The 25,050-nt window shown below is 69.7% G+C and carries 23 protein-coding genes and 1 pseudogene; 8 read left to right on the forward strand and 16 right to left on the reverse strand.

From position 1 onward, the window contains the following. Positions 1–6: 6 nt before the first annotated feature. A complete protein-coding gene (locus ND450_RS40410; protein WP_253323314.1) occupies positions 7–687 on the reverse strand; it encodes an alpha/beta fold hydrolase in 681 nt (226 codons plus the stop codon). A 28-nt stretch (positions 688–715) separates the two neighbouring features. Between ND450_RS40410 and ND450_RS40415 the strand changes: the two genes are divergently transcribed. Further along, positions 716–2,215, forward strand: a complete 1,500-nt coding sequence (locus ND450_RS40415) for a cobyric acid synthase (protein WP_253328119.1) — start codon at positions 716–718, stop codon at positions 2,213–2,215. Here ND450_RS40415 and ND450_RS40420 read toward each other — a convergent pair. Continuing rightward, complete coding sequence (locus ND450_RS40420) at positions 2,139–3,032, reverse strand: EamA family transporter (protein WP_253323315.1); 894 nt, start codon at positions 3,030–3,032, stop codon at positions 2,139–2,141. The genes ND450_RS40415 and ND450_RS40420 overlap by 77 nt on opposite strands. A gap of 73 nt (positions 3,033–3,105) precedes the next feature. Between ND450_RS40420 and ND450_RS40425 the strand changes: the two genes are divergently transcribed. Further along, on the forward strand, positions 3,106–3,999 hold the full coding sequence (locus ND450_RS40425; protein WP_253323316.1) for a LysR family transcriptional regulator: 894 nt from the start codon (positions 3,106–3,108) through the stop codon (positions 3,997–3,999). Here ND450_RS40425 and ND450_RS40430 read toward each other — a convergent pair. The 3 genes from ND450_RS40430 to ND450_RS40440 are packed head-to-tail and all read right to left on the reverse strand — an operon-like array spanning position 3,980 to position 6,904. After that, positions 3,980–5,077, reverse strand: a complete 1,098-nt coding sequence (locus tag ND450_RS40430) for a winged helix DNA-binding domain-containing protein (protein WP_253323317.1) — start codon at positions 5,075–5,077, stop codon at positions 3,980–3,982. The two genes, ND450_RS40425 and ND450_RS40430, sit on opposite strands and share 20 nt — an antisense overlap. Continuing rightward, positions 5,074–6,177 carry an epoxide hydrolase family protein gene (locus ND450_RS40435; RefSeq protein WP_253323318.1) on the reverse strand — a complete coding sequence of 368 codons (1,104 nt, stop codon included), beginning with the start codon at positions 6,175–6,177 and terminating at the stop codon, positions 5,074–5,076. The genes ND450_RS40430 and ND450_RS40435 overlap by 4 nt, the downstream gene beginning before the upstream one ends. Before the next feature lie 55 nt (positions 6,178–6,232). Continuing rightward, the gene (locus ND450_RS40440; protein WP_089917486.1) at positions 6,233–6,904 is read right to left on the reverse strand and encodes a FadR/GntR family transcriptional regulator; all 672 of its coding nucleotides are present in this window, start codon (positions 6,902–6,904) and stop codon (positions 6,233–6,235) included. 198 nt (positions 6,905–7,102) lie between these two features. Here ND450_RS40440 and ND450_RS40445 point away from each other — a divergent pair, with 198 nt between their 5' ends. Together ND450_RS40445 and ND450_RS40450 are read left to right on the forward strand one after the other, a co-directional pair. After that, on the forward strand, positions 7,103–8,197 hold the full coding sequence (locus tag ND450_RS40445; protein WP_253323319.1) for an MFS transporter: 1,095 nt from the start codon (positions 7,103–7,105) through the stop codon (positions 8,195–8,197). Between the two features lie 49 nt (positions 8,198–8,246). Then, on the forward strand, positions 8,247–8,651 hold the full coding sequence (locus ND450_RS40450) for a VOC family protein (protein ID WP_253323320.1): 405 nt from the start codon (positions 8,247–8,249) through the stop codon (positions 8,649–8,651). Here ND450_RS40450 and ND450_RS40455 read toward each other — a convergent pair. The 3 genes from ND450_RS40455 to ND450_RS40465 form a co-directional block, all read right to left on the reverse strand. Then, complete coding sequence (locus tag ND450_RS40455) at positions 8,648–9,061, reverse strand: flavodoxin domain-containing protein (RefSeq protein WP_253323321.1); 414 nt, start codon at positions 9,059–9,061, stop codon at positions 8,648–8,650. The genes ND450_RS40450 and ND450_RS40455 overlap by 4 nt on opposite strands. A 64-nt stretch (positions 9,062–9,125) precedes the next feature. Further along, the gene (locus tag ND450_RS40460) at positions 9,126–10,499 is read right to left on the reverse strand and encodes a mycothione reductase (protein ID WP_253323322.1); all 1,374 of its coding nucleotides are present in this window, start codon (positions 10,497–10,499) and stop codon (positions 9,126–9,128) included. Positions 10,500–10,769: 270 nt separating this feature from the next. Beyond that, positions 10,770–11,297 carry a YbhB/YbcL family Raf kinase inhibitor-like protein gene (locus tag ND450_RS40465; protein WP_253323323.1) on the reverse strand — a complete coding sequence of 176 codons (528 nt, stop codon included), beginning with the start codon at positions 11,295–11,297 and terminating at the stop codon, positions 10,770–10,772. Positions 11,298–11,475: 178 nt separating this feature from the next. On the opposite strand from ND450_RS40465, the gene ND450_RS40470 reads away from it, so the two are divergent. Together ND450_RS40470 and ND450_RS40475 are read left to right on the forward strand one after the other, a co-directional pair. Next, positions 11,476–12,159, forward strand: coding sequence for a polysaccharide deacetylase family protein (locus ND450_RS40470; protein WP_371927552.1), 684 nt, complete (start codon positions 11,476–11,478; stop codon positions 12,157–12,159). 99 nt (positions 12,160–12,258) lie between these two features. After that, positions 12,259–12,735: a hypothetical protein gene (locus ND450_RS40475; RefSeq protein WP_253323324.1), complete on the forward strand. Its 477-nt coding sequence runs from the start codon at positions 12,259–12,261 to the stop codon at positions 12,733–12,735. Positions 12,736–12,798: 63 nt separating this feature from the next. Here the strand turns inward: ND450_RS40475 and lon are convergent, their stop codons facing one another. Next, positions 12,799–15,147, reverse strand: coding sequence for an endopeptidase La (gene lon, locus ND450_RS40480; protein WP_253323325.1), 2,349 nt, complete (start codon positions 15,145–15,147; stop codon positions 12,799–12,801). Between the two features lie 76 nt (positions 15,148–15,223). Further along, a complete protein-coding gene (locus tag ND450_RS40485) occupies positions 15,224–15,934 on the reverse strand; it encodes a cytochrome P450 (protein ID WP_253323326.1) in 711 nt (236 codons plus the stop codon). 85 nt (positions 15,935–16,019) lie between these two features. Here ND450_RS40485 and ND450_RS40490 point away from each other — a divergent pair, with 85 nt between their 5' ends. Continuing rightward, positions 16,020–16,817, forward strand: coding sequence for an SAM-dependent methyltransferase (locus ND450_RS40490; protein WP_253328121.1), 798 nt, complete (start codon positions 16,020–16,022; stop codon positions 16,815–16,817). Here ND450_RS40490 and ND450_RS40495 read toward each other — a convergent pair. The 6 genes and pseudogenes from ND450_RS40495 to ND450_RS40525 form a co-directional block, all read right to left on the reverse strand. After that, positions 16,790–17,818 (reverse strand): hypothetical protein, encoded by a 1,029-nt coding sequence (locus ND450_RS40495; protein ID WP_253323327.1) that lies wholly within the window; start codon positions 17,816–17,818, stop codon positions 16,790–16,792. The genes ND450_RS40490 and ND450_RS40495 overlap by 28 nt on opposite strands. Before the next feature lie 123 nt (positions 17,819–17,941). Beyond that, positions 17,942–19,822, reverse strand: a complete 1,881-nt coding sequence (locus ND450_RS45910) for a patatin-like phospholipase family protein (protein ID WP_305885192.1) — start codon at positions 19,820–19,822, stop codon at positions 17,942–17,944. A gap of 194 nt (positions 19,823–20,016) precedes the next feature. Then, positions 20,017–20,544, reverse strand: a complete 528-nt coding sequence (locus ND450_RS40510; RefSeq protein ID WP_253323328.1) for an AAA family ATPase — start codon at positions 20,542–20,544, stop codon at positions 20,017–20,019. Next, complete coding sequence (locus ND450_RS40515) at positions 20,541–21,176, reverse strand: CatB-related O-acetyltransferase (RefSeq protein WP_253323329.1); 636 nt, start codon at positions 21,174–21,176, stop codon at positions 20,541–20,543. Before ND450_RS40515 ends, ND450_RS40510 begins: the two co-directional genes overlap by 4 nt. After that, positions 21,173–23,016 (reverse strand): annotated as a pseudogene (locus ND450_RS40520) (ABC transporter ATP-binding protein). The gene ND450_RS40515 and the pseudogene ND450_RS40520 overlap by 4 nt, the downstream one beginning before the upstream one ends. A 34-nt stretch (positions 23,017–23,050) precedes the next feature. After that, positions 23,051–23,947: an alpha/beta hydrolase gene (locus ND450_RS40525; RefSeq protein ID WP_253323330.1), complete on the reverse strand. Its 897-nt coding sequence runs from the start codon at positions 23,945–23,947 to the stop codon at positions 23,051–23,053. Positions 23,948–24,017: 70 nt separating this feature from the next. On the opposite strand from ND450_RS40525, the gene ND450_RS40530 reads away from it, so the two are divergent. Further along, on the forward strand, positions 24,018–25,040 hold the full coding sequence (locus ND450_RS40530; RefSeq protein WP_253323331.1) for a M48 family metallopeptidase: 1,023 nt from the start codon (positions 24,018–24,020) through the stop codon (positions 25,038–25,040). The last annotated feature ends 10 nt before the right edge of the window (positions 25,041–25,050 follow it).

Genomic DNA, 25,050 nt, shown 5'->3' on the forward strand with positions numbered 1-25,050 from the left:
CGCCGGTCAGAGCCTGCTGACCACCGACTTCAGCGCGGCCGCGACCGCCGAGGGTGACGTCGCGGCCGCCAGGTGGTGCGACTCCACGCGTTCGACCGGCCAGCCCAGCTCCTCCGCGCGGGCGGCCGCGTCCTCGTAGAACGGCGACAGCAGCACGTACCCGCAGGCCCCGGACCACTCGACGACCGGGCGCTGCTCCTTCATGAACTCCCACGGCACCTCGGGTGCCTCGTCGCGCATCTCCTCGCGCAGCCCGGCCGGCACGAGCTTCAGCGGGTCCGAGTCGAACCAGCGGTCCCAGCGCGGCAGCCGGCCGTCCCGCACGGACGCCTTGACCTGGCGCACCAGCGCGGGGTCGACGGTCTCGCGCCACGCCTTTCCGGGCGTCGGCAGGTCGGAGTCGAGGAACACCAGGCCCGCCACGTCCAGTTCCAGCGCGTCGGCGAAGGCCGGCAGCAACGGCCCCGCGCCGCTGTGGCCCACGAGCACCAGCGGTCCGGGGACGCCGGAGTCCTCCAGGGCGTCGGCGAAAGCGCCGATCAGCCGCTGGTGCACCGGCGCCTCGTTGATCGTCATCTGCAGGTCGGCCAGCAGCACGGCCACCCCGTCGGAGGCCAGTTCGTCGGCGAGCGGGCGCATGCTCGACGGGCCGAGGAACGGGCTGTGCATGAGCACGACGGTGACCATGGGGGTGATGATGGCAGCATTGGCGTCCATGCGGGGCGCGATGTTGATCTGTGGGACGACCTCGGACGCGGGCAAGAGCGTCCTGGTGGCCGGTCTGTGCCGGTTCCTGGCACGCCAGGGCGTCGACGTCGTGCCGTTCAAGGCGCAGAACATGTCGAACAACTCGTTCGTCACACTCGACGGCGGCGAGATCGGGCGCGCCCAGGCGGTGCAGGCGCGGGCCGCGTTCAAGGAGCCCAGCGTCCGGTTCAACCCCGTGCTGCTCAAGCCCGGCAGCGACCGCACGTCCCAGGTCGTCGTGCTCGGCCAGGCGGTCGGTGAGGTCTCCGCGCTGAGCTACCGCGAACGCAAGCACCAGCTGCTCGGGACCGTTCTGTCCACTTTGGAGGAACTCAGGCGCGACCACGAGGTCGTGATCTGCGAGGGCGCGGGCTCACCCGCCGAGATCAACCTGCGCGCCAACGACATCGCGAACATGGGCCTCGCGACGAAGGCGGGCCTGCCGGTGCTCGTCGTCGGCGACATCGATCGCGGCGGCGTGTTCGCGCACCTCTTCGGCACGGTCGCGGTGCTCGACGCGGCCGACCAGGCGTTGATCTCCGGCTTCGTGGTCAACAAGTTCCGCGGTGACGCGCGGCTGCTCGAACCGGGCCTGCACCAGCTGAAGGCCCTCACCGGACGACCGGTGCTCGGCGTGCTGCCGTGGCGCGAGGAGCTGTGGCTCGACGCCGAGGATTCCTTGTCCTACAACGCGGACGGCGTCATCGGCAGGCCGCGGCCGCCCGTCAGGGACTGGCTGCGGGTCGCCGTCATCCGCCTGCCGCGCATCTCGAACGCCACGGACGTCGAGGCGCTGGCCTGTGAACCCGGTGTCTCCGTGCGGTTCGTGACGGAGCCGTCCCGCCTCGCCGACGCGGACCTGGTCGTGCTGCCCGGCTCCAAGGCCACCGTCTCCGACCTCGCCTGGCTGCGCGACACCGGCCTCGCGCAAGCGATCCAGCGCTTCGACGGTCCTGTTCTCGGCATCTGCGGCGGCTTCCAGATGCTGTCGAGGCGCATCGAGGACGAGGTGGAGTCGGGGCACGGCGTGGTCGACGGCCTCGGCCTGCTCGACGTCGACATCCGCTTCCAGCCGCGCAAAACCCTCGCGACGCCGTCGGGTACCGCGTGGGACGAACCCGTCACCGGCTACGAGATCCACCACGGCCAGGTCGTCCGCAACGCCGAGCAGCCGCTCATCGGCGACGAGGGCGCGCAGGCCGAGAGGGTCCTCGGCACGCACTGGCACGGTCTGCTGGAGAACGACGCGTTCCGCCGGAGGTTCCTGCTGTGGGCAGCGGAACGGGCGGGCCGCGACTTCGTACCCGGCGAGGTGAGCTTTCAGGCCGCCCGCGAGGCCCAGTTGGACCTGCTGGGCGACCTGGTCGCCGACCACCTGGACACGAAGGCCGTCATCGACCTGCTGGAACGAGGGGCTCCGGCAGGACTTCCGTTCGTGCCGCCCGGCGCCCCAGCAACTGCGGGATAGCCAGCCCGGCGAGCACCAGCCCACCGGCCGCCGCCTGCACCCAGCTCAGGTCCTCACCGAGGAACGCCCACGCCGACAGCATCCCGAACACCGGCACGAGCAACGAGTACGGCGCCACGACCGACGACTCGTACTGGCGCAGCAGGAAACCCCACAGCGCGAACCCGAGCAGCGTCGAGATCCAGGCGACGTACCCGACCGCGCCGACGCCCGCCCAGTCGAGGCGGCCCAGCGCGCTCATGTCCTCGGTCAGCGCCGACAGGGCGAACAGCGGCAGCACCGCGACCGCGCTCACCCACACCATGAACCGCAGCGTGTCTGCCGGCCGCGCGTACCGCATCAGCACGTTCGACACGCCCCAGCAGGCCGCCGCGGCGATCAGCAGCACGAACCCGAGCAGCGGCGACGAGAGCCCGTAGTCCCACGCGATCACCCCGATGCCCGCGACGGCCAGCGCGATCCCGGTGATCTGCACGGACTTCGGCCGTTCGCGCAGCACGACCGCCGCGAACAGGGTCGTGAAGATCACCTGGCTCTGCAGCACCAGCGATCCCAGACCCGCCGGCATGCCCGCCTTGAGGCCGATGAACAGGAAGCTGAACTTCGCGACGCCGAGCACCAGCCCGACGGCGATGATCCAGCGCCACGCGACCCGCGGCCGTCCGACGAAGAAGATCGCGGGCACCGCGGCCGCGAGGAACCTCAGCGCGGAGAACAGGATGGGCGGGAACTCGTCGAGACCGACCTTGAGCACGACGAAGTTGAAGCCCCAGATGGCGGCGACCAGGACGGCGAGCAGGACGTGGCGGGGACTCATGAGCTCAAGCTTGAGCGTGCTAACTATTTAGCACCAGTTCCGATTTCTGAGGTGCAAGGTTTAGCATCGCTACATGCTTGACCTCGGAAGGCTGAAGGCGCTGCACGCGATCGCCGTGCACGGCACGGTCGGCGCCGCCGCGGACGTGCTCGGGTACACGCCCTCCGCGGTCTCCCAGCAGATCGCCAAGCTCGAACGCGAGACCCGCACCACGCTGCTGGAACGCAACGGCAGGGGCGTTCGCCTCACCGATGCGGCACGCCTGCTCGCCGACACCGCGGGCCAGGTCCTGAAGCTGGTCGAGGAGGCCGAGGTCGCGCTGGAGGAGCAGCGCGGCGCCGCGATCGGCCGCCTGTGCATCGGCGCGTTCGCCACGGCCTCCCGCGGTCTGCTGCCCGACGTCCTCGTGCGGCTGGCGGAGCAGCACCCCGCCCTCGACGTGCGGCTCACCGAGATCGACCCGCCCTACGCGACCGAGGCCGTCGCCCGCGGCGAGCTCGACATGGCGATCGTGCACGACTGGGCGAACACACCGCTGCCGGTCCCCGAGTCGCTCTCCCGCGAGTTCCTCGTCGAGGACGTCGCCGAGGTGCTCATCCCCGACACGAACCCGTTGTCGCGCAGGGAGTTCCTCGAACCCGTCGACCTCGCGGGCGAACGCTGGATCTGCCAGATCGAGGGCTCGATCTGCTTCGACTGGCTCGAGCGGACCTTCCACGGCGCGGGCATCGAGCCGGTGGTGGCCTACCGGATCAGCGAGTACCGGACGCAGTTCGCGTTGCTGGCCAAGGGGATCGGCGTCGCGCTGATCCCGAGGCTGGGCAGGGGCGAGGTGCCGGGCAACGTCAGGGCGGTGCCGCTGCGGCCCACCCCGACGCGGCGGCTGTACGCGGTGTGGCGCACCCAGGCCTCGCGCCGGCCCGCCATCACCGCGGCTCTCGACGTGATCAAGCAGATGGCCCGGTGACCACGTGCTCCTTCCCGGGAGCCATGACCTCCAGCACCGCCTCCGCCTCGCGGACCACGCCCGCCAGGTCCTCCTCCGAGGTCGGGAAGTACGGCTGGATCGTCAGCGTCGCGGCGTCCTTGGTCTCCACGACGTTCCACGTGCCGTGCACGAAGCCGTCCACCAGGAACGTCGGCGGGAACACGCCGTTGCGGACCGCGCCCCACCGGGCCCGCGCGTCCTCGCTCATGATCCGCCGCCGGTCCGCGTGCCCCAGCAGGACGTTGTCGAACGAGGGCAGCAGCCGCGCGGGCGCCGGAACGTCCTCGGGCACGATCACGCCGTCCGGCACGTCGAACAGCACCTTGCCGTCGGAGTTGCGGTACTCGACCAGGTCCAGGCCCGCCGCGTGCGCCTTGAGCCCCGTGAGCCTCGACCACGCCTGCACGTCGGCCAGGGTCGCCGGGCCGAACGCCCGCAGGTACCGCGTGATCAGCTCGGGCACGGCGGCCCGCGCGGGCAGTTCGCGCCCGAGCCACGTGGCCATCGCGAGGTTCTGCGCCACCCCGCCCACGCCCCAGATCCCGCGCGGCGGCACCTGGACCATCGGCACCAGCATCTGCGCCTGCGTGGACAGCTCGCGCGCCCTGACGCCGGGGAAGTGCGGCTGCAGGTGCGCGCCGATCTCCGCGACCGTCCGGGGTTCGGAGTCGACGAACGCGCGGGCGATCCGCGCCAGCTCGTCCAGGTCGACCTCGACGCGGGTGGCCGGCGGCATCACGGTCTTCGCCCACTTGTTCAGCTCCGGCTGCAACGCCGTGCGCATGAGGAACACGTCGTCGGCCGAGATGAGGTGCAGGGTGCCGCGCCACAACGTCATCCGGACCAGCGAGCGGTCCAGCACGAGCTTGCTCAGCGCCTCGAAGTCGTACGGCCGCAGGCGTGTCCACAGCGCGAGGTAGGGCGGGACGGGCGCCTGGGCCTGGAGGCCGCCGAGGTGCTCGACGGCGGCGACGACCGGCATGTCCGTGCGCTCCAGCAACATCTGCCGGGCGAGCAGCGTGCGGTTGAGCGTGCGGGTGGAAAGTGTTGTGCTCACAGCGATCCGAAGAACTTCCTGATGTCCTGGACCAGCAGGTCCGGTTCCTCCATCGCGGCGAAGTGCCCGCCGCGGTCGAACTCCGTCCAGTGCACGATCGTCGGGATCATCTTCTCCGCCAGCGACCGCACCGGCAGGCTCACGTCGTGCGGGAACACCGCGACGCCCGTCGGCACCGTCGTCGGCTTCTGCTGACCCCAGTACGCCGCCTGTTCCTTGTACAGCGCCGCCGAGGAACCCGCCGTGCCGGTGAACCAGTAGATCGACACGTTGGCCAGCATCCGGTCGCGGTCCACCGCGTCCTCGGGCGCGCCCTCGTTGTCCGTCCAGTCGTGGAACTTCTCCGCGATCCACGCCAGCTGACCGACCGGCGAGTCCGCCAGCCCGTAGCCGAGGGTGCGAGGCCGGGTGCGCTGCACGTGCATGTAGCCGGAGAGGTCCTTCTGGTAGTGGTCGAGCGTCTCGAGCGACCGCAGCTCCTCCGGGGAGAGGGCGTTGACCCCGGACGGGCGGAAGGTCATCAGCATGTTCACGTGCACGCCGACGACGTGCTCGGGGAACACCCTGCCGATCTCCTGCGCGATGCTCGAACCCCAGTCGCCGCCCTGCGCGCCGTAGCGGTCGTAGCCGAGGCCCTCCATCAGCTTCGCGAACGCCCACGCGATCCGCAGCACGTTCCAGCCGGGCTTGCGCGCCGGTCCCGAGAAGCCGAAGCCGGGGATCGACGGGATGACCAGGTGGAAGTCCTCCGACAGCGGCTCGATCACGTCCAGGAACTCGACGATCGAGCCCGGCCAGCCGTGCACGAGCAGCAGTGGCGCCGCGTCCGGCTTCCTCGACCGGACGTGCAGGAAGTGGAAGCGCTGTCCGCTGATCTCCGTCGTGAACTGGGGGTGGGAGTTGAGCCGCTCCTCCTGCGCGCGCCAGTCGAACCCGTCGCGCCAGTGCTCGGCCAGCGGGCGCAGGTAGCTCAGCGGGACGCCGTAGGACCAGCCGACGCCCGGCAGGTCGTCCTCCGGCCACCGGGTGTTCGCGAGGCGGGCGCGGAGGTCGTCGATCTCGGCCTGCGGGATGTCGATGCGGAACGGAGTGAACTCCATGGCCCCCACGCAATGAGCTCGTGCGGACAGCGCCGTCCGCGGTTTTCCAGCGTTGTCAGCAGAACTTCTCGATCAGCTCCTCGAAGAACCCGCCCGCCTCGATCGCCGCCTTCTCCTGGTCGCCGTCCCTGACCGCGTGCAGCAGCCCGGTGTGCGACACCTGGTCGCGGCCGGGGGTGCTGGTGTCGACAGAGGCCGCCACCGAAGCCTTGACCGCCTCGGTCAAGCCCCGGTAGAGCTCGGCCAGAAGGGTGTTGTGCGAGCACTGCACGAGCAGCACGTGGAACGCGGTGTCGTGCTCGACGACCTCGGCCCACTGGTCGTTCTCCATCGCCGCGTCGCGCTTGCGCAGCAGCTCGGTGAGGCGCGCCAGCTCGGCGTCCGTGCGGTGCTTCGCGGCCAGGCGCGCGCCCTCCATCTCGAGGGTGCGGCGGACCTCGAGCACCTCCTTGAGCTCGGTCCCGCACATGCGGCGGACCGCGCCGGAGATCTCGCTGGTCGCGCGGACGAAGGTCCCGTCGCCCTGCCGCACCTCCAGCAGTCCGGCGTGGGACAGCGCCCGCACGGCCTCCCTGACCGTGTTCCGCCCCACCCCGAGCGCGGTGACCAGCTCGGGCTCGGGCGGGATGCGCTGCCCGACGGGCCATTCACCAGTCGTGATCGCCGAGCGCATCTGCTCGATCACCTGGTCGACGAGGCCCGCCCGTCGGGTAGTGGCCAACGGCACAGCGTCATCCTTTCATCCGAACATCCTACGTCTGCGATAGTGAAGCGCGTGACGATGAAGCAGACGACTGTTGCCGCCCACCCTGCCACCGATCGGGGTCGCAGGGTGACGGTTGTCCACAATCGTCACGTTCCGCTGGTCGGGTCCGCGTTGCTCGCGATCGGGGTCGCCCTCGCTGCCGCGAATCTCCGCCCTGCGGTGACCAGTCTGGCCTCGGTGCTCGTCGACGTCCGCGCCGCCCTGGGGGTTTCGGCCGCTTGGACCAGCGCGCTCACGGCCGTTCCGGCGCTGTGCTTCGGCTTCGCGGCCTTCGCGGCGCCGTGGTTGAGCCGCCGTCTCGGCATGGCCCGCGCGATCGGACTTTCCCTGGGGGTGCTCACGCTCGGCCTGGTGCTGCGCGTGGTCGACGGTCCGTGGGTCGTGCTGGGCGGCACCTTCATCGCGTGCGCGGGCATCGCGGTGTCGAACGTGCTGATCCCCGTCGTCGTGAAGGCGTCGTTCCCCGACAAGGTCGGTCTGCTCACCGGCGTCTACACGGGTGCGCTCGCCGCGGGTGCCGCTGCCGCCGCCGCGTTGACGCCGCGACTGGAGGACTACCTCGGCTCGTGGCGCCTCGCCGTCGGCGCGTGGGCGTTGTTGTCGGCCGGTGCCCTGGTCGTCTGGTTCGCCGGGGCGCGGCACGGGGCCGCGGCCTCCGTGGTGCGCTCGGCGGCGCCCGCCGAGAAGCGCTCGCTGCTGCGCAGCCCGCTGGCGTGGGTGATCACGGTGTTCTTCGGCCTGCAGTCGCTCTTCGCCTACACCGTCATGGGCTGGCTGCCCGCGATGCTCGTCGACGCCGGCGTCGACCGGAACACCGCCGGGCTGCTGCTCGCCGTGTCGATGCTGCTGAGCGTCCCGGTGAGCCTGCTGGTGCCGCCGATCGCCGCGCGGTTCTCGAGCCAGGGGCCGGTGGTGCTGGTGCTCGGCGTGCTGTCGTTCGCCGGGATCCTGGGCATGCTGGTGGCACCCGCCGCGGCACCGGGGCTCTGGATGGTGCTGATCGGGTTCGGCATGGGCATGTTCCCGCTGGCGCTGCTGATGATGTCGCTGCGCACCAAGTCCACTTCGGACACCGCGCGGCTGTCGGCCATGGCGCAGAGCCTCGGCTACCTGATCGCGGCGTCCGGTCCGTTCGTGTTCGGCGTGCTGCGCGACGTGACGGGGACCTGGTCCGTGTCGCTCGTGCTGCAACTCGTGCTGCTGGCCGCGCTGACCGTGCTCGGCATGATCGCGGGCCGACCCCGGTACGTTTAGTCAGGAATCGAGAAGCGGGCGCGTTCCTGCTGGTCCTAGCGTTGTGAGCATGGACATCAGCATTCACGCCTCGTTCCTGCCGCACACCGATCCCGACGCCTCGCTGGCGTTCTACCGCGACCTGCTCGGGTGGGAGGTCCGCGCCGACGTCGGCCAGGGCTCGATGCGCTGGATCACCGTCGCACCCGCCGGTTCCCGTACCGCCGTGGTGCTGGAGCCGCCCGCCATGGCGGACGGGCTCACCGACTCGCAGCGCACCGCCATCGCCGAGATGATCGGGAACGGCTCGTACGCGTTCATCAACCTCGCCACGCCGGACCTCGACGGTGCGTTCGACAAGCTGCAGGCGGGTGGCGCGGACGTCGTGCAGGAGCCGGCCGACCAGCCGTGGGGCGTGCGGGACTGCGTGTTCCGCGACCCGGCGGGCAACACCGTGCGGATCCAGCAGGGCTAGTTCGACGCGAAACCGCGGTGCAGCACCGTGAGCTGGTCGGCGAGGTAGCGGGCCCACGCCTTCGCACGGTCCCGGTCCGGTGCCGCGCCGCTGAAGCTCACGGGCCCGCTGGCGCCGAGCCGGCGCACCATGCGCGTGACGTCATGGGGTACCGGGGGCGTGCCGCGGTGGAACAACCACATGGGCGTGTGCTTGAGGGAAACCTTGTGCCGCCGCACGAACCGGTGCGCGTCACGCGTGGCGGCATCGCCCATGATCACGGCACCGAACCCGTGCAGCGATTCGGCCGCGGCGACCGAGAGCACCGTGACTCTCAGCCCGCAGCCCGCGAGTTCGGTGCCGATGATCTCGGCGATCTCGTCGGTGGCGGCGATCGTGGACGTGTAGGCGACCAGGACTCTGTCAGTCATCGCTGCATCGTGGTTCGTGCGGCGGGTTTTGGGCAGCGGCGGAAGTCCCTGTGGTGTGAGGCCTTCAGTCCAGCGGCAGGTTGAGAAGGGCGTTTTCGACCAGTTCCGGCATCGCCGGGTGGATCCAGTACTGGCCACGCGCCATGGACTTCGCGTCCAGTCCGAAGCTCATCGCCTGGATCAGCGGCTGGATCACCGTCGACGCCTGCGGCCCGATGATGTGCGCGCCGAGCAACTGCCCGGTGGCGGGGTCCGCGATCAGCTTCGCGAAGCCGGTCGTGTCCTCCATCGCCCAGCCGTAGGCGATGGACGCGTACGCCTGGCTCGCCGTGACGTACCGGATGCCCTTGGCCTTCGCCTGCTCCTCGGTGAGACCGACGCTCGCGATCTGCGGGTTCGAGAACACGGCGGCCGGCACGAACCGGTGGTCGCTCTCGATCTGGTCGTCGGGGTTCAGCAGGTTGTGCTGGACCACCTTCGCCTCGTGGTTCGCGACGTGCTTGAGCTGGTAGTCGGAGCTGATGTCGCCGAGCGCGTAGATGTGCGGCTGGCTGGTGCGCTGCGTGGCGTCCACCTTCACGCGCCCGTCCGCGTGCTGCTCGAGCCCCGCGTTCTGCACCTGCAGCAGGTCGCTGTTCGGCTGCCGGCCCGTGGCGATGAGGAGCTGTTGCGCCTCAACGGTTTCCTCGCCGTTGGGCCCTTCGAGGTGGAGCCTCACCCCGGTCGCCGTCTTCTCGGCGCGCGTCGTCTTGCGCTGCAGCCGGACGTCCCACTTCTGCTTCGCGACCTCGGTGAAGCGCTCGGAGATCTCCGCGTCCTCGTGGCGCAGCAGCTGGTTCGAGCGCGCGATCACGGTGACCTCGACGCCGAAGCTGCTGAAGACGTGTGCGAACTCCGACGCGATGAACCCGCTGCCGACGATGATGAGGCTCTCGGGCAGCTCGTCGAGCCGCATGATCGTGTCGCTGGTGTGGAACCCGGTCGTGTCGAGGTCCGCGATGTCGGGAACGCTGGGCCGGCTGCCCGCGGCGATGACGACCCGGTCGGCGGTGATGGTCTCGCCGGTGCCGGTGTCGATCGTGTGGGCGTCGACGAAGTGCGCGGTGCCCTCGTAGACGGTGACGTTCGCGTTCTCGTTGGCGCGCCAGTTGCGCCCGCCCTCCGCGATCGGGTCGATGCGGTTGAAGATGCGGTCGCGGATCTCGGGCCAGTGGACGGCGTCGAGGGTGGCGTCCACGCCCAGCTTCTTGGCGTTGGCCGGGGCCGCCGCCTGGTCGGCGGTGTGGACGAACATCTTTGTCGGGATGCAGCCCACGTTCAGGCAGGTGCCGCCGAAGGTGCCCTTTTCCAGGATGGCGATCTGCCAGCCTGCCATGGCTTCCGTCGGGATGCTGTTGCCGGAGCCGGTGCCGATGATGACCAGGTCGAAGTGCCTCACGTGTGGATCCAACCACTTTCCGGGGAGGGGTGTTCCCGGTGGTTGTTACGTGGGGCTTACGGGGACTCGCGCGGTGGGGTGCGGGTCGCGGTTTGTGCGGCTGGTTGTTTTGCGTGCGGCCGGTTGCGTTGAGGGTTGCGTTGGCGGTGGGTCCATCACGAGCCGCACCAGGAGCTGTGGCGCGACTGATGGTGGGACCCACCGCCGGTACCTCTTCGCCAAGGACGGCTCGCGGCCACCAGGCGTGTCCGAGCCTCGCCGCTTCCAGCGTCAGTGCTGGTAGGTCGGCGTGATGATCGCCCTTGCCAGCGTGTGGAACGCGAGGTTGAAGCTGACCACCGCCGGGGACGCGTCGCCGTCCACGTCCAGCTTGTCCACGTCCACGGCGTGCACCACGAAGTAGTAGCGGTGCGGGTGGTCGCCCTTGGGTGGGGCGGCGCCGCCGAAGGCCCGGGTGCTGTAGTCCGAGCGGACGTGGAAGGCGTCGCCGGGGAGCGTGTCGTCCGAGGCGCCTGCGCCGGTCGGGAGTTCGGTGGTGCTCGCCGGGAGGTTGACCGCCACCCAGTGCCAGAAGCCCGAGGGGGTGGGGGCGTCCGGGTCGTAGCAGGTGACCACGAAGCTGCGGGTCTCCTCCGGGAAGCCCGACCAGGTCAGGTGGGGGGAGGTGTTGCCGCCTTCGAAGACCTGGGCGTCGTCGAGCTGTTCGCCGTCGCGCACGTCCGTCGAGGTGACGGTGAAGGTGCCGACCTGCGGGAGCAGCTTGTAGGGGTCGGGAGCGACTGGGCGCTCGAGGCTCATGGGAGTCCTCCTTTTGTGATCAGTTCGACCCTATCCCCGCGCAACCGGTGGGGGCCTCTCGACGTCATCGGTGTGGAGGGGAATTTCAATGTCCAGGTTGCGGCTCTTTGCCGCCTTTTTGCTGGTTGCGGGTGTGGTGTCGTGCGCGGACACGGCCGAGCCGCAGCCCGGTGGGCCTGTGCTCACCACATCTGCCGCGCCGACCGCGACCACCACGACGGCCGAGCGGCCCAAGCGGATGTTCGAGCCGCCGTACCCGTACGGGACCGTGCAGGCCAAGGCGCCTGCGGTCGTGGACGGGATGGTGCCCGTCGTCACGCGCATCCAGACCGACAAGCCGTACGTGTTCATCACGATCGACGACGGTGCTGTGCAGCACCCGAAGGCGCGCGAGCTGATGATCGGTGCCGGGGTGTGGCCGTCGGTGTTCCTCAACACGAAGTACGCCGAGGGGCACAAGGACTACTTCAAGCAGTTGCCGGTGACGGTGCACAGCCACACGACGAGCCATCCGAACCTGCTCGGCAAGGGGTTCGAGTTCCAGAAGCACGAGATCTGCGGCAACGCGGACTTCCTGGCGAGCGACTACGGGAAGCGGCCCACGTTGTTCCGGCCGCCGTTCGGCAACTACGACGCGACGACGCGGCACGCCGCGGCCAGTTGCGGGTTCAAGGCGCTGGTCAACTGGACGGCGGCCGTCAACGACGGGCGGGTGCAGTTCCAGCACGGGGATCGGCTCAACGCCGGGGACATCGTGCTCATGCACTTCCGGACGACGTTCGTCGAGGACTTCACGGCGTTCCTGAACCGGGCCAAGCAGGACGGGCTGACGCCGGTGCCGCTGGAGGACTTCCTGGGGTAGCCGCGCGACATCGTCGTCGACATCGACTCGTAGCGACGCAACTGTGGTCGCGGTCACACGTCTTCAGGGTGTCGGTAGAGCCCTGGAGAGGGGGCCGAGATGAACAGACGTCTTGTCGCGGTGCTCGTGGCGGCGCTGGCGGTCTTCACGGCCGTGCCGATGGCGTCGGCGCAGAGCACGGCCACGCTGTCGGACATCAGGACCGGGCAGCACAACGGCTTCAGCCGGGTGGTGCTGGACCTGTCCGGGTCGCCGTCCGAGCACAGGGTGAGCGAGGTGACGAGCGTGGCGCAGTGCGCGTCCGGGAACCCGATCACCGTCGCGGGCGGTCAGGTCAACGAGATCCTGTCGGTCACGTTGATCGGTGCGGCCGCGCACGACGAGAACGGGAACCTGACGTACACCGGGGCGCGGAACTTCGCGACGCCCGGCCTGAGCCACGTCCGCGGGGTCGCGCTCACGTGCGACTTCGAGGCCACGCTGGGGATCGCGGTCGGGTACGGCAACACCTCGTCGTGGCACCGGGTCTTCACGCTGACGAGCCCGAGCCGGCTCGTCATCGACGTCGGCCTTTAGACACGAAAAAGCCTCGTGGGGGCAGCAGTCGCCGCTACTGCCCCCACGAGGGGTCTCATTCCGTTACGCCGCAACGGTGGCGACGGTCTCCTTCGACAGCGCGTGCTCCAGCACCTGGGCCACGTCCGAGACGAAGTGCACCGTCAGCTGCTCGCGCACCGACTCGGGCACGTCGTCCAAGTCGGGCTCGTTGCGCTGCGGCAGCAGCACGGTCGTGATGCCCGCGCGGTGGGCGGCCAGCAGCTTCTGCTTGACGCCACCGATCGGCAGCACCCGGCCGGTCAACGAGATCTCGCCCGTCATCGCCACGTCGGAACGCACCGGGCGGCCCGAGAGCAGCGACGCCAGCGCCGTCGTCATCGTGACGCCCGCGGACGGTCCGTCCTTCGGCACCGCACCCGCCGGGACGTGGATGTGCACTCCCCGGTCGGCCAGTGACGCGGCCTTCTCGTCGTGCGAACGCAGGTACGACAACGCGATCTGCGCGGACTCCTTCATCACGTCACCGAGCTGTCCGGTCAGCGTGACGCCGGTCGAGCCGGTGTCCTTCGGGGCCAGCGAGGCCTCGATGAACAGCACGTCGCCGCCGACACCCGTGACGGCCAGACCCGTTGCCACACCGGGGACCGACGTGCGTTCCGCCGACTCCGGAGTGTTCTTCGGGCTGCCGAGGTAGCCCTTCAGCGACGGCTGGTCGACCACGACGGGCAGTTCGGACTCGCCCAGCGCCACCTTCGCGGTCACCTTGCGCAGGACGCGCGAGAGGGCCCGTTCCAGTTGGCGCACACCGGCTTCCCGTGTGTACTCGCTCGCGAGCTGGTGCAGCGCGGGCTTGGAGAACGTGACGTCCTCGGAGGTGAGGCCGGCGCGGTCGAGCTGGCGCGGCAGCAGGTGGTCCGACGCGATCGTGACCTTCTCGTCCTCGGTGTAGCCGTCGAGCTGCACGAGTTCCATGCGGTCGAGCAGCGGCGCCGGGATCGACTCCAGCACGTTCGCGGTCGCGAGGAACACCACGTCCGACAGGTCGAGCTCGACCTCCAGGTAGTGGTCGCGGAACGTGTGGTTCTGCGCCGGGTCCAGCACCTCGAGCAACGCCGCCGTGGGGTCGCCGCGGTAGTCCGAGCCGACCTTGTCGATCTCGTCGAGCAGCACGACCGGGTTCATCGAACCGGCCTCGCTGATCGCGCGGACGATCCGGCCCGGCAACGCGCCGACGTACGTGCGGCGGTGACCGCGGATCTCGGCCTCGTCGCGCACGCCGCCCAGGGCGACACGCACGAACTTGCGGCCCATCGCCCGTGCCACGGACTCACCGAGCGACGTCTTGCCGACGCCGGGAGGACCCGTCAGCGCGAGCACGGCGCCGGAACGACGTCCGCCCACCACGCCCAGGCCGCGGTCGGCACGGCGCTTGCGCACGGCCAGGTACTCCGTGATGCGCTGCTTCACGTCGTCGAGGCCCGCGTGGTCGGCGTCGAGGATCTCGCGCGCCGCCTTGATGTCGTAGGAGTCCTCGGTCCGCTCGTTCCACGGCATCTCGAGAACGGTGTCGAGCCACGTCCGGATCCAGCCCACCTCGGGCGACTGCTCGGAGGTGCGCTCCAGCTTGTCGACCTCGGTCAGCGCGGCCTTGAGCACCTTCTCCGGCAGGTCCGCCGCCTCCACACGGGCGCGGTAGTCCTCCTGCTCGGTGGCGGGCTTGCCGTCGAGCTCGGCCAGTTCCTTGCGGATCGCGGCCATCTGCTGGCGCAGCAGGAACTCGCGCTGCTGCTTCTCGACGCCTTCCTTGACGTCCTTCGCGATCGTCTCGTTCACGTCGAGCTCGGTCAGGTGCGCCTGGCCCCACTCGACGAGCTTCTCGAGCCGCTCGGTGACGTCGCTCGTCTCCAGCAGCCAGATCTTCTGCTCGTCGGACAGGTACGAGGCGTAGCCCGCGAGGTCCGCGAGCGCCGACGGGTCGGTGATCTGCTGCACCGAGTCGACCATCTGCCACGCGCCGCGCGTCTGCAGGATGTTCGTCACGAGCGCGCGGTAGGTCTTCGCGAGCTCGCGGGTGCGGTCGGTGATCGGGGAGTCGTCGGCGATCGTCGCCTCGACCCACAGCGCCGCGCCCGGCCCCGTGGTGCCCGTGCCGATGCGCACGCGCTTGGTGCCGCGCACGACGGCAGCGCGTTCGCCACCGGGCAGACGGCCCACCTGCTCGATCTCGGCCAGGGTGCCCACGGCCGCGTACTTCCCGTCCAGCCGTGGGACGAGCAGCACTTGATGATTTGCTGCGGTCGTGGCGGCGTCTACGGCCGCACGGGCCTCGGCGCTCGCGTCCGCACCGGAGATGCGGATCGGCACCACCATGCCGGGGAGCACCACGACGTCGTCCAGCGGCAGTACCGGCAGGGCCAGGGTTTCGCCCATCTCGTCATCCTCCAAAGTTGAGTCTGTACCGCTCAACCAACTGGAGTCTGCCGGTGTTCCCCTGGCGTGTTCGCTGTCAGCGAGCAACCGCCCTCAGGCGTCTGACCAGGGCGATCTCGCCGGTCACGCGGGCGAGCGCCGTGCTCGTGGGGCACGCCGACAGCACGCCCACGGGCTTGCGCCGCAGGTCGAGGCGGTCGCCGCCGGGAAATCTCACCGAGCACCGGTTGGCGGCCGCGACGAGCGGCACGAGCACCTCACCCGCTTCGACCGTACGCCCGCTCAGCACGACGGGGACGGGCGTCCGGCGGGCGGGAGCGACGGGGATCGGGGTGTCGAACCGCAGGAGCTCCTCGACCGCGTCCCTGGTGGTGCTCGGGTCGGTCCTGAGCAGCGTCGCCTGATCGGGGTGTTCTTGGAGTGCGGCCAAGGCGTTGGTGAGGAACGCCCGCGTCGTCTCCAAGGCCGTCGCGGCGAACGCCTCCACGCCGTGCGCGAGCGTGAACGCCTCGGCCGCCGTGGCCGCGAGCGAGTGCGCGAACGTGACGTCGTCGGCGTCGAGCAGTTCGAGGGTGGCCAGCGTGATCACCGGCCGGGTGAGTTTGAGCGCGTGCGTGATGGCCCGTTTGGGTAACGGCTGCGGGGCACCGGAATCGAGGTCGAGCACTCTCAGTACGTCGTCGTAACGGGTGATGCACCAGCCACCGATATCGGCGTCGAAGTGCACCGGCGAGCGTTCCCTGAGGAGGCGGAATCGCGCGTGGCGTTCAGCGGTGCTGGAATGCATGTCCTCTCACACGTGTCCGAATCGGTCCCGGTTCGGTTGTGTGGTGGTGGACACCCGTGGGGCGACGACGGAGGATGCGCACGTGATGGAAGAGCTGAAGTGGGTCCCGTCCACCGTCGACGTCACGCGCCCGAGCGTGGCGCGGATGTACGACTACTACCTCGGCGGCTCGCACAACTTCGAGGCCGACCGCGCCGCAGCCAAGCAGGTGGAGCAGATCTTCCCCGGCGTCGCCCAGAGCGCGCAGGCGAACCGCTCGTTCCTGCGCAGGGCCGTCCGCCACCTGATGGAGCAGGGCGTCGACCAGTTCCTCGACCTGGGCTCCGGCATCCCGACCGTGGGCAACGTCCACGAGATCGCCCAGCACGACAACCCGGACGCGCGCGTCGTCTACGTCGACTTCGAGCCCGTCGCCGTCTCGCACAGCAACGCCCTGCTGGCCGACAACCCGAACGCGACCGCGATCCTCGCCGACCTGCGCGCGACCTCGGCGGTCCTCGCCGGCGCCCGCGAGACGCTCGACTTCTCCCGCCCCGTCGGCGTCCTGATCATCGCCGCGCTGCACTTCATCCAGGACACCGACAGCCCGTACGAGGCCGTCGCCGAGTACATGTCGGTGCTGCCCTCCGGCTCGTACCTGGCCATCACGCACGCCACCTGGGACACCCTCAACGACGAGGAACGCGCCGAGGCCGAGCAGATCGCGAAGATCTACAGCAGCTCGGACAACAAGCTCAAGATGCGCACGCACGCCGAGGTCACCAAGTTCTTCGACGGCATGGACCTGCTGGAGCCGGGCATCGTCGCGGTGAACGACTGGCGCCCGGACTCCTTCGACGAGGCCCATGTCGGCATCTACGGCGCGGTCGCCCGCAAGCCCTGAAGCAGCCTGTCCCTGATCTCGTTGGTCTCGCGGTCGGTGAGGGTGCGTTCCGGCGCCCTCATCGTCACGCGGATGAGCACGTTCTTCTGACCGGGCAACGCGTTCAGTCGTTGCTGGACGTGTACCGGCAGCTGTTCGGTGCGGGTCTCACCGAGGATCTCGATCTCCTCGACGACGTCCTCGGGCACCAGTTCGCGGATGCGGTCGCCGAGCGTCTCGGCGTCCTCGCGGACGTTCGCCATGATCGAGATGTCCCTGATCGCGGCCGGGTGCCTCGAGATCGGCCGGTACGGCGTGAGGTCGAGCATCTGCGCGGCGATGCGCGGGTCCTCGTTGCGCAACAGGCGGATGTCCGGGATGCCCTTGCGCAGCATCAGGATCCGGTCCAGCCCGAGTCCCATCGCGAGGCCGTGCGGGTGGTGCCTGAGCACGTGCCGCGCGGCCCGTCCGCACTCACCGACCTCGACCCACTGCCCGTCGTGCTCGACGTCGATCTGCCTGCCGTGCGTGGTGTACGGGTGGTCGGCATCCGTTGTGCGGTAACGCTTCCCGGGCAGAAGGGTCGTGACGACCCGGTGGATGAGGTCGTCGAGCGATTCCTCGTGCTCGCTGATGCGCCAGACGTCGAGCTGGTGCGGCGTGCCGGTGTGCAGGCGGTCGACCGCGTCGCGGCGGTAGACCAGGCCGGGACAGACGAGCGTGACGTCCGGCTTCGCGTGTTTCAGCGCGGGCGGGATCATCGCCGAGGTGTGGCTGCGCAGCATGCAGGTCTCGCTGACGTACCGGGTGTAGCGGGCGTCCCGGGTGATCGCGTCCGGCGCGTAGCCCAGGTGTTCGTAGTTGTGTTCGACCGGCACGAGCGGGTGATGGCGGACTTCCAGCGGGTCGTCGAGCACCGCTGTCAGGTCGGCGATCAGCAGCTGCAGCGCGTGCGGGCCCTGCGCGGGATCGGTGAGGTCGCGGACGTTCAGGGCGTGCACGAGTTCTTCGGTGCGGTACATGGGGTTCCCGTTTCGCTTGGTCCGGTGGGTGCGGAGTCCCCCGACCAACGGGAAGTTTCAGGCGCGCGCCACCCACGCGGGTCGGGGGTGGCTAAATCGCGTCACGACACCAGACTAGCGCGCCTACTCGGGTGGCGTCAGCCGCAAAACCGGGTCGACCGGCGGCACCCCGTCGAACGGCCCGTCGTCCTTCAGCCGCCCGACGTGGTCCAGCGCGACCTCGATCTCCGCGCGGAACGGGTCGCCGTCGGCCGGGGGAGTGCGGAACCACTCGTGCAGCTCGGCGGGGATCTCGAACCGCGCGAGCACCTCGTCGTACAGCGCGTCGCGGTCGGCGGCCTGCACGCCGAGCGCCTGGTACTCGCGCAGGGCCATGCGCAGGCGGATCCAGCGGTAGCGGTCGGTGTTGCGCTGCTGCACGAACCGCTCACGCAACAGGTCGCCCGCCTTCTGCCCGCGCAGCGCCAGCCGCTTGATCGTCTCCGGCGGCATGAAGAGGTTCGAGCCGCCCTCGTCGCCGCTCTGCCGCACGTGCGCGATGCGGCCGCGGTAGCCGGGGAGCGCGGACTGCATGGTGTCGCGCCAGTCCAGGAAGGTGTTCAGGATGGACACCAGGAAGCCCGGCGCGGAGTTGAGGGCCGCGTAGGGCGTGCCGGACGTGGACGCGTCCTGCTCCGGCAGCCAGACCTCGTCCGTGTCGCCGTTCGGGTAGGGCTGCAGGCTCAGGCCGAACGTGGGCCAGCGCGGCAGCAGCGTGTCGAAGAAGTGGATCGGGAAGTTGCTGGTGATGCCGCCGTCGGAGAACCAGTGCACGCGCCCGTCCCGGCACAGCGGCACGGCGGCGAACAGACCGGGGAACGACAGCGACATCCGCACGGCGAGCACGACGGGCAGCTGCTCGCGAGGAGGCAGCGCGCGCAACGGCATGTGCTCGTGCAGCGGGCACTTGCCCGAAGTCGTGGCGCCGTTCATCTGCTCGACGACCCTGCGGGGCAGCACGTACCCGAGGCACTCCTCGCAGTACTGCCACTCCTCCTTGAACGGCAACCGGTACGGCCGCCCCTCCGACAGGTCGGTCGTCATCAATACGAGGTTGATGTCACCGAGGTCGCCGAACGTCAACGCCTCCGAGGTGCCCGCGATGTCGTCGAGCTGGTCGGCGATCCAGTCGGCGAGCGGCGGCACCCCCGTCGACTTCGGCACGCCCGAGAGCCGGTCGAGCCACGACGGCCGGTAGTCGCCGGTGCCGGGCACGAGTCCGAAGTGGATGGACCGCGCGTGGTCCTTGAGGAACCGCTGCATCGCGTACCCGTACGTCACGAACAGCGCGCTGACCGCCGCCAGCGAGAGCACCAGCCACACCAGCAGCACGACCGCCGCCGTCGCGTAGTGGCGGGAGAACGCCAGCCCGAGCACGAGCGGCACGGCCGCGAAGACCCAAGCGGGCCAGGGCAGGCTCGACCGCAACGGCCACAGCACGATCACCACGCACGCCAGCGCCACCACGGTGACCACCACCGCGAGCCACCCCGGATACGCCGACGGTGCGAGCCACGCCGAGTACAGCACGGGTCCGCCCAGCCAGAGCAACGCCATCAGCGCGAGCACCGACTTCGCCCGCCACCCCACCGCACCCAGCAGGGCGAAGAACAGGCACGTGATCGCGCTCCGCCCGGTCGTCTCCCGCTTCTGCATGGAGGCGATGACGATCCGGTACAGCGCCCGCGTCTTCTCGGCGGGCTGGAACAGCTGCGCCATCCGCCACCGCTCCGCACCCGACCCGGAGGTGAACCAGTCGATCAGCCCGGCCAGCTTCTCGAAGCCACCGGACGCACGCCCTCTCTCGGCCGCCGCCGTGAACCCCGCCGCGATGGCCCCCGCCGACGCGCCGCCGATCTGCCGGAACTCGTAGTGGCGGGCCAGCGAGGCGACCGCGAGGGGGTACACGACTCCGCTGGTGGTGCCGCCGCGCATGGTCAGGTCGCAGTAGCGGTCGTACTCCATGTGCTCATGATCGCGCGATCAGTGCCAAGCGTCGGTGAAGTTCACCCGGACGCCGGTCAGGAGATCAGGCGCCTGCTCGGATGCCGGTATGACCGCGTACGTGTTCACGGCCGCAGGTGCGTATGTGCGCGGGTTTGACCACGAGTCGCCGGTCGACCTCGCCGTCGTGCGGCGCGTCTTCGCCGAGCACTCGGTCACGTGACCGGCGACCGCTCCACCACCAGCCACCACGAGATCACGTCCTGGGCCACCTCGGTCACCGGCTGATCGGCCGGCACCACGTAGTCCTCGACCCACGAAGACGCGTACAGCTGCTCCAGCTCCTCGGCGCGCTCGACGTGCCACCGCAGGTCGGCCTCGCCGTGGTGCCGCCGCGCGAGCCGCTCGCGGATCACCGGCAGGTCCGCCTTCAACCGGCAGACGTTGAGCCTGCCTCCGATCACCGACGCGTAGCGCGCACGGTCCTCGCGGCTCTCCACCACGCCGGCCAGCACGATCCGCTGCACACCCGCCTCGACGTAGTTGCGCACCAAGGCTTCCAGGTTGCGCAGCTGCAGTTCGAAGTGGAACGGGTCGTCCGCGGGCGGCGGCCAGCACGCCGACAGCCAGTCGAGGTCGATCACCGCGTGCGGCACCCCGGCTCCGGCGAGGCGGTCGCCGACGGCTTCGGCGACCGTCGTCTTGCCCACCCCGACCGGACCCGTGATCAGCAGCGCCTTCACGGAGCGACCGCGGCGAGCTCCGCCGGCGTGCCCGCCATGATCACGCGCACGTGCTCGGTCACCTTCTCCACCGGCCAGTCCCACCACGCGACGCGCTCCAGCAGCTCGACGTCCTCGTCGCTGTAGCGCTTCTTGAGCAACGAAGCCGGGTTGCCGCCGACGATGCCGTACGCCGGCACGTCCGACACCACCACGGACCCGGCGGCGATGATCGCGCCGTTGCCGATCCGCACGCCCGGCATGATCAACGCCTGGTACCCGATCCAGACGTCGTTGCCCACCACCGTGTCCCCTCGCGAAGGCGCTCCCAGCGCGATGTCGAGCGTCTTCTCGCCCCAGACGCCGCCGAAGATCGTGAACGGGAACGTCGACACGCCCGCCATGCTGTGGTTGGCGCCGGACATGATGAACCGCACGCCTTCCGCCAGTGCGCAGTAACGGCCGATGACGAGTTTCTCGTTGCCGAAGTTGTAGAGGACGTTGCGCTGTTCGAACTCTTCGGCGTGGTGCGGGTCGTCGTAGTAGGTGTACTCGCCGATCTCGATCTGGGGGTTCTTCACCAACGGCCTCAAAAGCACCGTGCGCGCGTAGTCCGGCAACGGGTAGAGGTTGTCGGGAGACGGGATGGTCACGGCGCTCCGATCGGTTCTTCGCTGAACTGAGTGCGGTACAGCTTGGCGTAGTGGCCTTCCTTCGCCAGCAGAGTTTCATGCGTACCACGTTCGACGACCTGCCCGCGGTCGACGACGAGGATCTGGTCGGCGGCGCGGATGGTCGACAGCCGGTGCGCGATCACCAGGGACGTGCGGCCCGCCAGCGCCTCGACCAGCGCTTCCTGCACCGCGGCCTCCGAACGCGAGTCCAGGTGCGCGGTCGCCTCGTCCAGGATCACGACGCGCGGCTTGGCCAGCAGCAGCCGGGCGATGGTGAGCCGCTGCCGTTCGCCGCCGGACAGGCGGTAGCCGCGCTCGCCCACCACCGTGTCGAGCTGGTCGGGCAGCGACGACACCAGGTCCGCCAGCCTGGCCCGGGTCAGCGCGTCCCAGATCTCCTCGTCGGTCGCGGCGGGGGCGGCGAGGCGCAGGTTCGCGCCGATCGACTCGTGGAACAGGTGGCCGTCCTGCGTCACCATGCCGACGGTCTCGCGGATCGAGTCGAACGACAGGTCGCGAACGTCCACACCGGACAGTCGAACGGTCCCGGAGTCCGCGTCGTACAGGCGGGGCACCAGCGAGGCGATGGTCGACTTGCCCGCACCGGACGCGCCCACCAGGGCGATCAGCGAACCGGGCTCGGCGGTGAACGACACCCCGCCCAGGATCTCCTCGCCGCCCCGCGTGTCGAGCGACGCCACCTCCTCCAGCGACGCCAGCGAGACCTTGTCCGCGGACGGGTAGGCGAACCTCACGTCCGAGAACTCGACCGACACCGGACCGTCGGGGACGGCGACGGGCTCCGGCTTCTCCTTGATCAACGGCGGCAGGTCCAGCACCTCGAAGACGCGCTCGAACGACACCAGCGCCGTCATCACGTCCACCCGTGCGCCGGCCAACGCCGTCAACGGCGCGTAGAGCCGCGTCAGCAGCAGCGCCAGCGTCACGATCGTGCCCGGTGCCATCTCCCCTGCGAACACGAAGTACCCGCCCAGCCCGTAGACCAGAGCCAGCGCCAACGAGGACACCAGCGTCAACGCCACGAGGAACAACCACTGCGCCACAGCCGTCCGCACGCCGATGTCACGCACGCGCCGAGCGCGCGCACCGAACTCTGCGCTCTCCAAGCACCGGGCGCGGAGAACCGCTCGGTCATCTGCGTCGTCATCGCCGAGTCGAGGTTCGCGGCCTCGCGGTGCATCGACGCCAGGCGCTTGCCCATCCGCCGCGCCGGGATCAGGAAGATCGGCAGCAGCACCATGGCGAGCACCGTGACCTGCCACGACAGCGTCAGCATCACGACGAGCGTCAGAACCAGCGCGATCACGTTCGTGACGACACCGGAGATCGTCTCGGAGAACGCCCGCTGCGCCGCGATCACGTCGTTGTTCAGCCGCGACACCAGCGCTCCGGTGCGCGTGCGGGTGAAGAACGCGATCGGCATCCGCTGCACGTGGTCGAAGACGGCCTGGCGCAGCCGCAGGATGAGGTCTTCGCCGACCCTCGACGACTGCCACCGCTCGGCCAGCGAGAACCCGGCCTCCAGCACCGCGACGCCGGCGATCGCCAGCGCGAGCCACACCACGAGCCCGAAGTCGCGGCCGGCGATGATGGTGTCGACGACCCGCCCGGCCAGCACCGGGGACGCCACCGCGAGCACCGCGGCGAACGACGAGATGGCCAGCAACCCGTACACGGCACGCCGCTGCGGGCGCGCGAACCGGGCGACACGCTTCAACGTCGCCCGGCTCACCCGACGGCTTTTCTCGTCCTGCATCGCGCTTTCGAGCGCGTACCAGGCGTTGAAGTCGATGTTCATGACGACCAGTCTCGAACCTCGACCTACAGAGAGGTCAAGCCGTTTTCAGGAACTCGTCGACCTCGGCGAGGGCCGCCGCACGCACCGGCTCAGGCGACAGGAACAGGTCGTGCATCCCGGCCTTGATCTCCACGACCTTGACCGATGATCCGATCTTCGGACCCCACTTCCGCATGCCCTCGACGTCGAGCACCGCGTCCGCTTCGGACACCTCCTCGCTCCACTCCTTGGCGTTCAACATGCTCTTGTCGGAGTGCAGCACGAGCACCGGCACCCGCACGTCGAGTCCCTTGTGGACCTTCTCCTGGGCGATGAGCACCGCCCGGATCCAGCCCGCCAGCACCGGGAAACCGGCCAGCGGCTTCCACTTCAGGTCGAAGTCCCACTCGCCGTTGCGCGAGTTGTGGATCGCCGACCCGTAGGCGTCACCGAGGTTCGCGCGGATCTTCACGTTCGGCACCAGCCTGCCGAGCACCTTCACGATCTGACGCACGACCGGCGGTTCGACGACGTCGAGCCACGGGCTGTTGAGCACCAATGCATCGATCAAGTCGCTGGAGCGGCGCTCGTGCGCCCACAACGAAGTCGTGAGCCCGCCCGTCGAGTGCCCCATGAGCACCACGCGTGAGTGCTCCTCGCGGATGACGGCGATCGCCGCGTCGATCTCCTCGAAGTACACGGCCATGTCCGCCGTGTAGTTCGGCACCTCGCCGTCGCGCAGCGAGCGGCCGTATCCGCGCAGGTCGACGGCGTAGAAGTCGTAGCCCTGGGCGGTGTAGTGCTCGGCCACGTGCTCCTGGAAGAAGTAGTCCGCGAAACCGTGCACGTAGAGGATCGCGCCGCGGTCGTTGGCCGCGGCCCGACGGCGGACCAGGGTCGCTGAGGCGCCGCCGCGCAGGGGCAGAACCGTGGTGTCTTCGTCGCTGCTCACCGGGCAAGTTTGCAACGGTCCGCAGCCGATTCCGTGCACCCTTGTCCGGATCGTGTCTAACCTGGATGGTGTGACGGGGGATATTGAGCAGTCATCGAGGGTGCGGTTCCCGGGCATCAGCCCGCGCGCCTATGAACATCCTGCCGACCGAGGCGCCCTCGCGGTGCTGAGGGCGGTGCCCGCCGTGGCACCGATCCTCAAGGCGGTCGCCGGAGCCTTCACCGAACGCGGGGAGCGCCTGCTTCAGGTCGCGTCCTCCGTCCGGGTCGGCCCCAAGCAGTACCCGCAGCTCGACCGCATCCGCAACGAGGTGGCGGCGACGTTCGACCTCGCCGAGGTGCCCGAGCTCTTCGTCGAGCGCAACGCGCAGGCGTACGGCTACACCTACGGCATCGACAAGCCGTTCATCGTGATCAGCACCGGCGCGGTCGACCTGCTCGACAACGAGTCGCTGCGCTTCCTGATCGGTCACGAGATGGGCCACGCGATGTCTGGCCACGCGCTCTACAACACGCTGCTGCGCCGGCTCATCGACCTGACGACGTCGTTCGCGTGGGTGCCCGCCGGTGCCATCGCGATGCGCGCGGTCATCGCCGCGCTGCGCGAGTGGCAGCGCAAGACCGAGCTGTCCTGCGACCGGGCCGGCCTGCTGGCCTGCCAGGACCCGCAGGCCGCGCTGCGCACGCACCTCGCGCTGGCCGGCGACCTGGGCGGCAACGTCGACATCGCGTCGTTCCTCGCCCAGGCGAAGGAGTACGAGGAGGTCGAGGACATCCGCGACAGCCTCCTCAAGCTGCTGCACACCGAGCACCGCACGCACCCGCTGGTCGTGGTGCGGGCCGCCGAGCTGCAGCGCTGGTCGGCGAGCGAGGAGTACCGCGAGATCCTGACCGGCACGTACGCGCGCCGCGAGGACGACCGGCCGACGAGCAACCTCACCGACGACATCAAGGGCGCGGCCCGGTCGTACCGGGAGACCATGAACAACTCCGCCGACCCGCTGATCAAGACGATCAACGACATCGGCGAGTCGGTCATGGGCGCGGCGGGCAAGCTCTGGAGCAAGGTTGCTCCGAACGGCTCAGCGGAGTAGCTACCATCTG

Origin of the sequence: Lentzea sp. HUAS12 (genome assembly GCF_024125735.1) — a bacterium.
GTDB classification, from domain to species: domain Bacteria; phylum Actinomycetota; class Actinomycetes; order Mycobacteriales; family Pseudonocardiaceae; genus Lentzea; species Lentzea albida.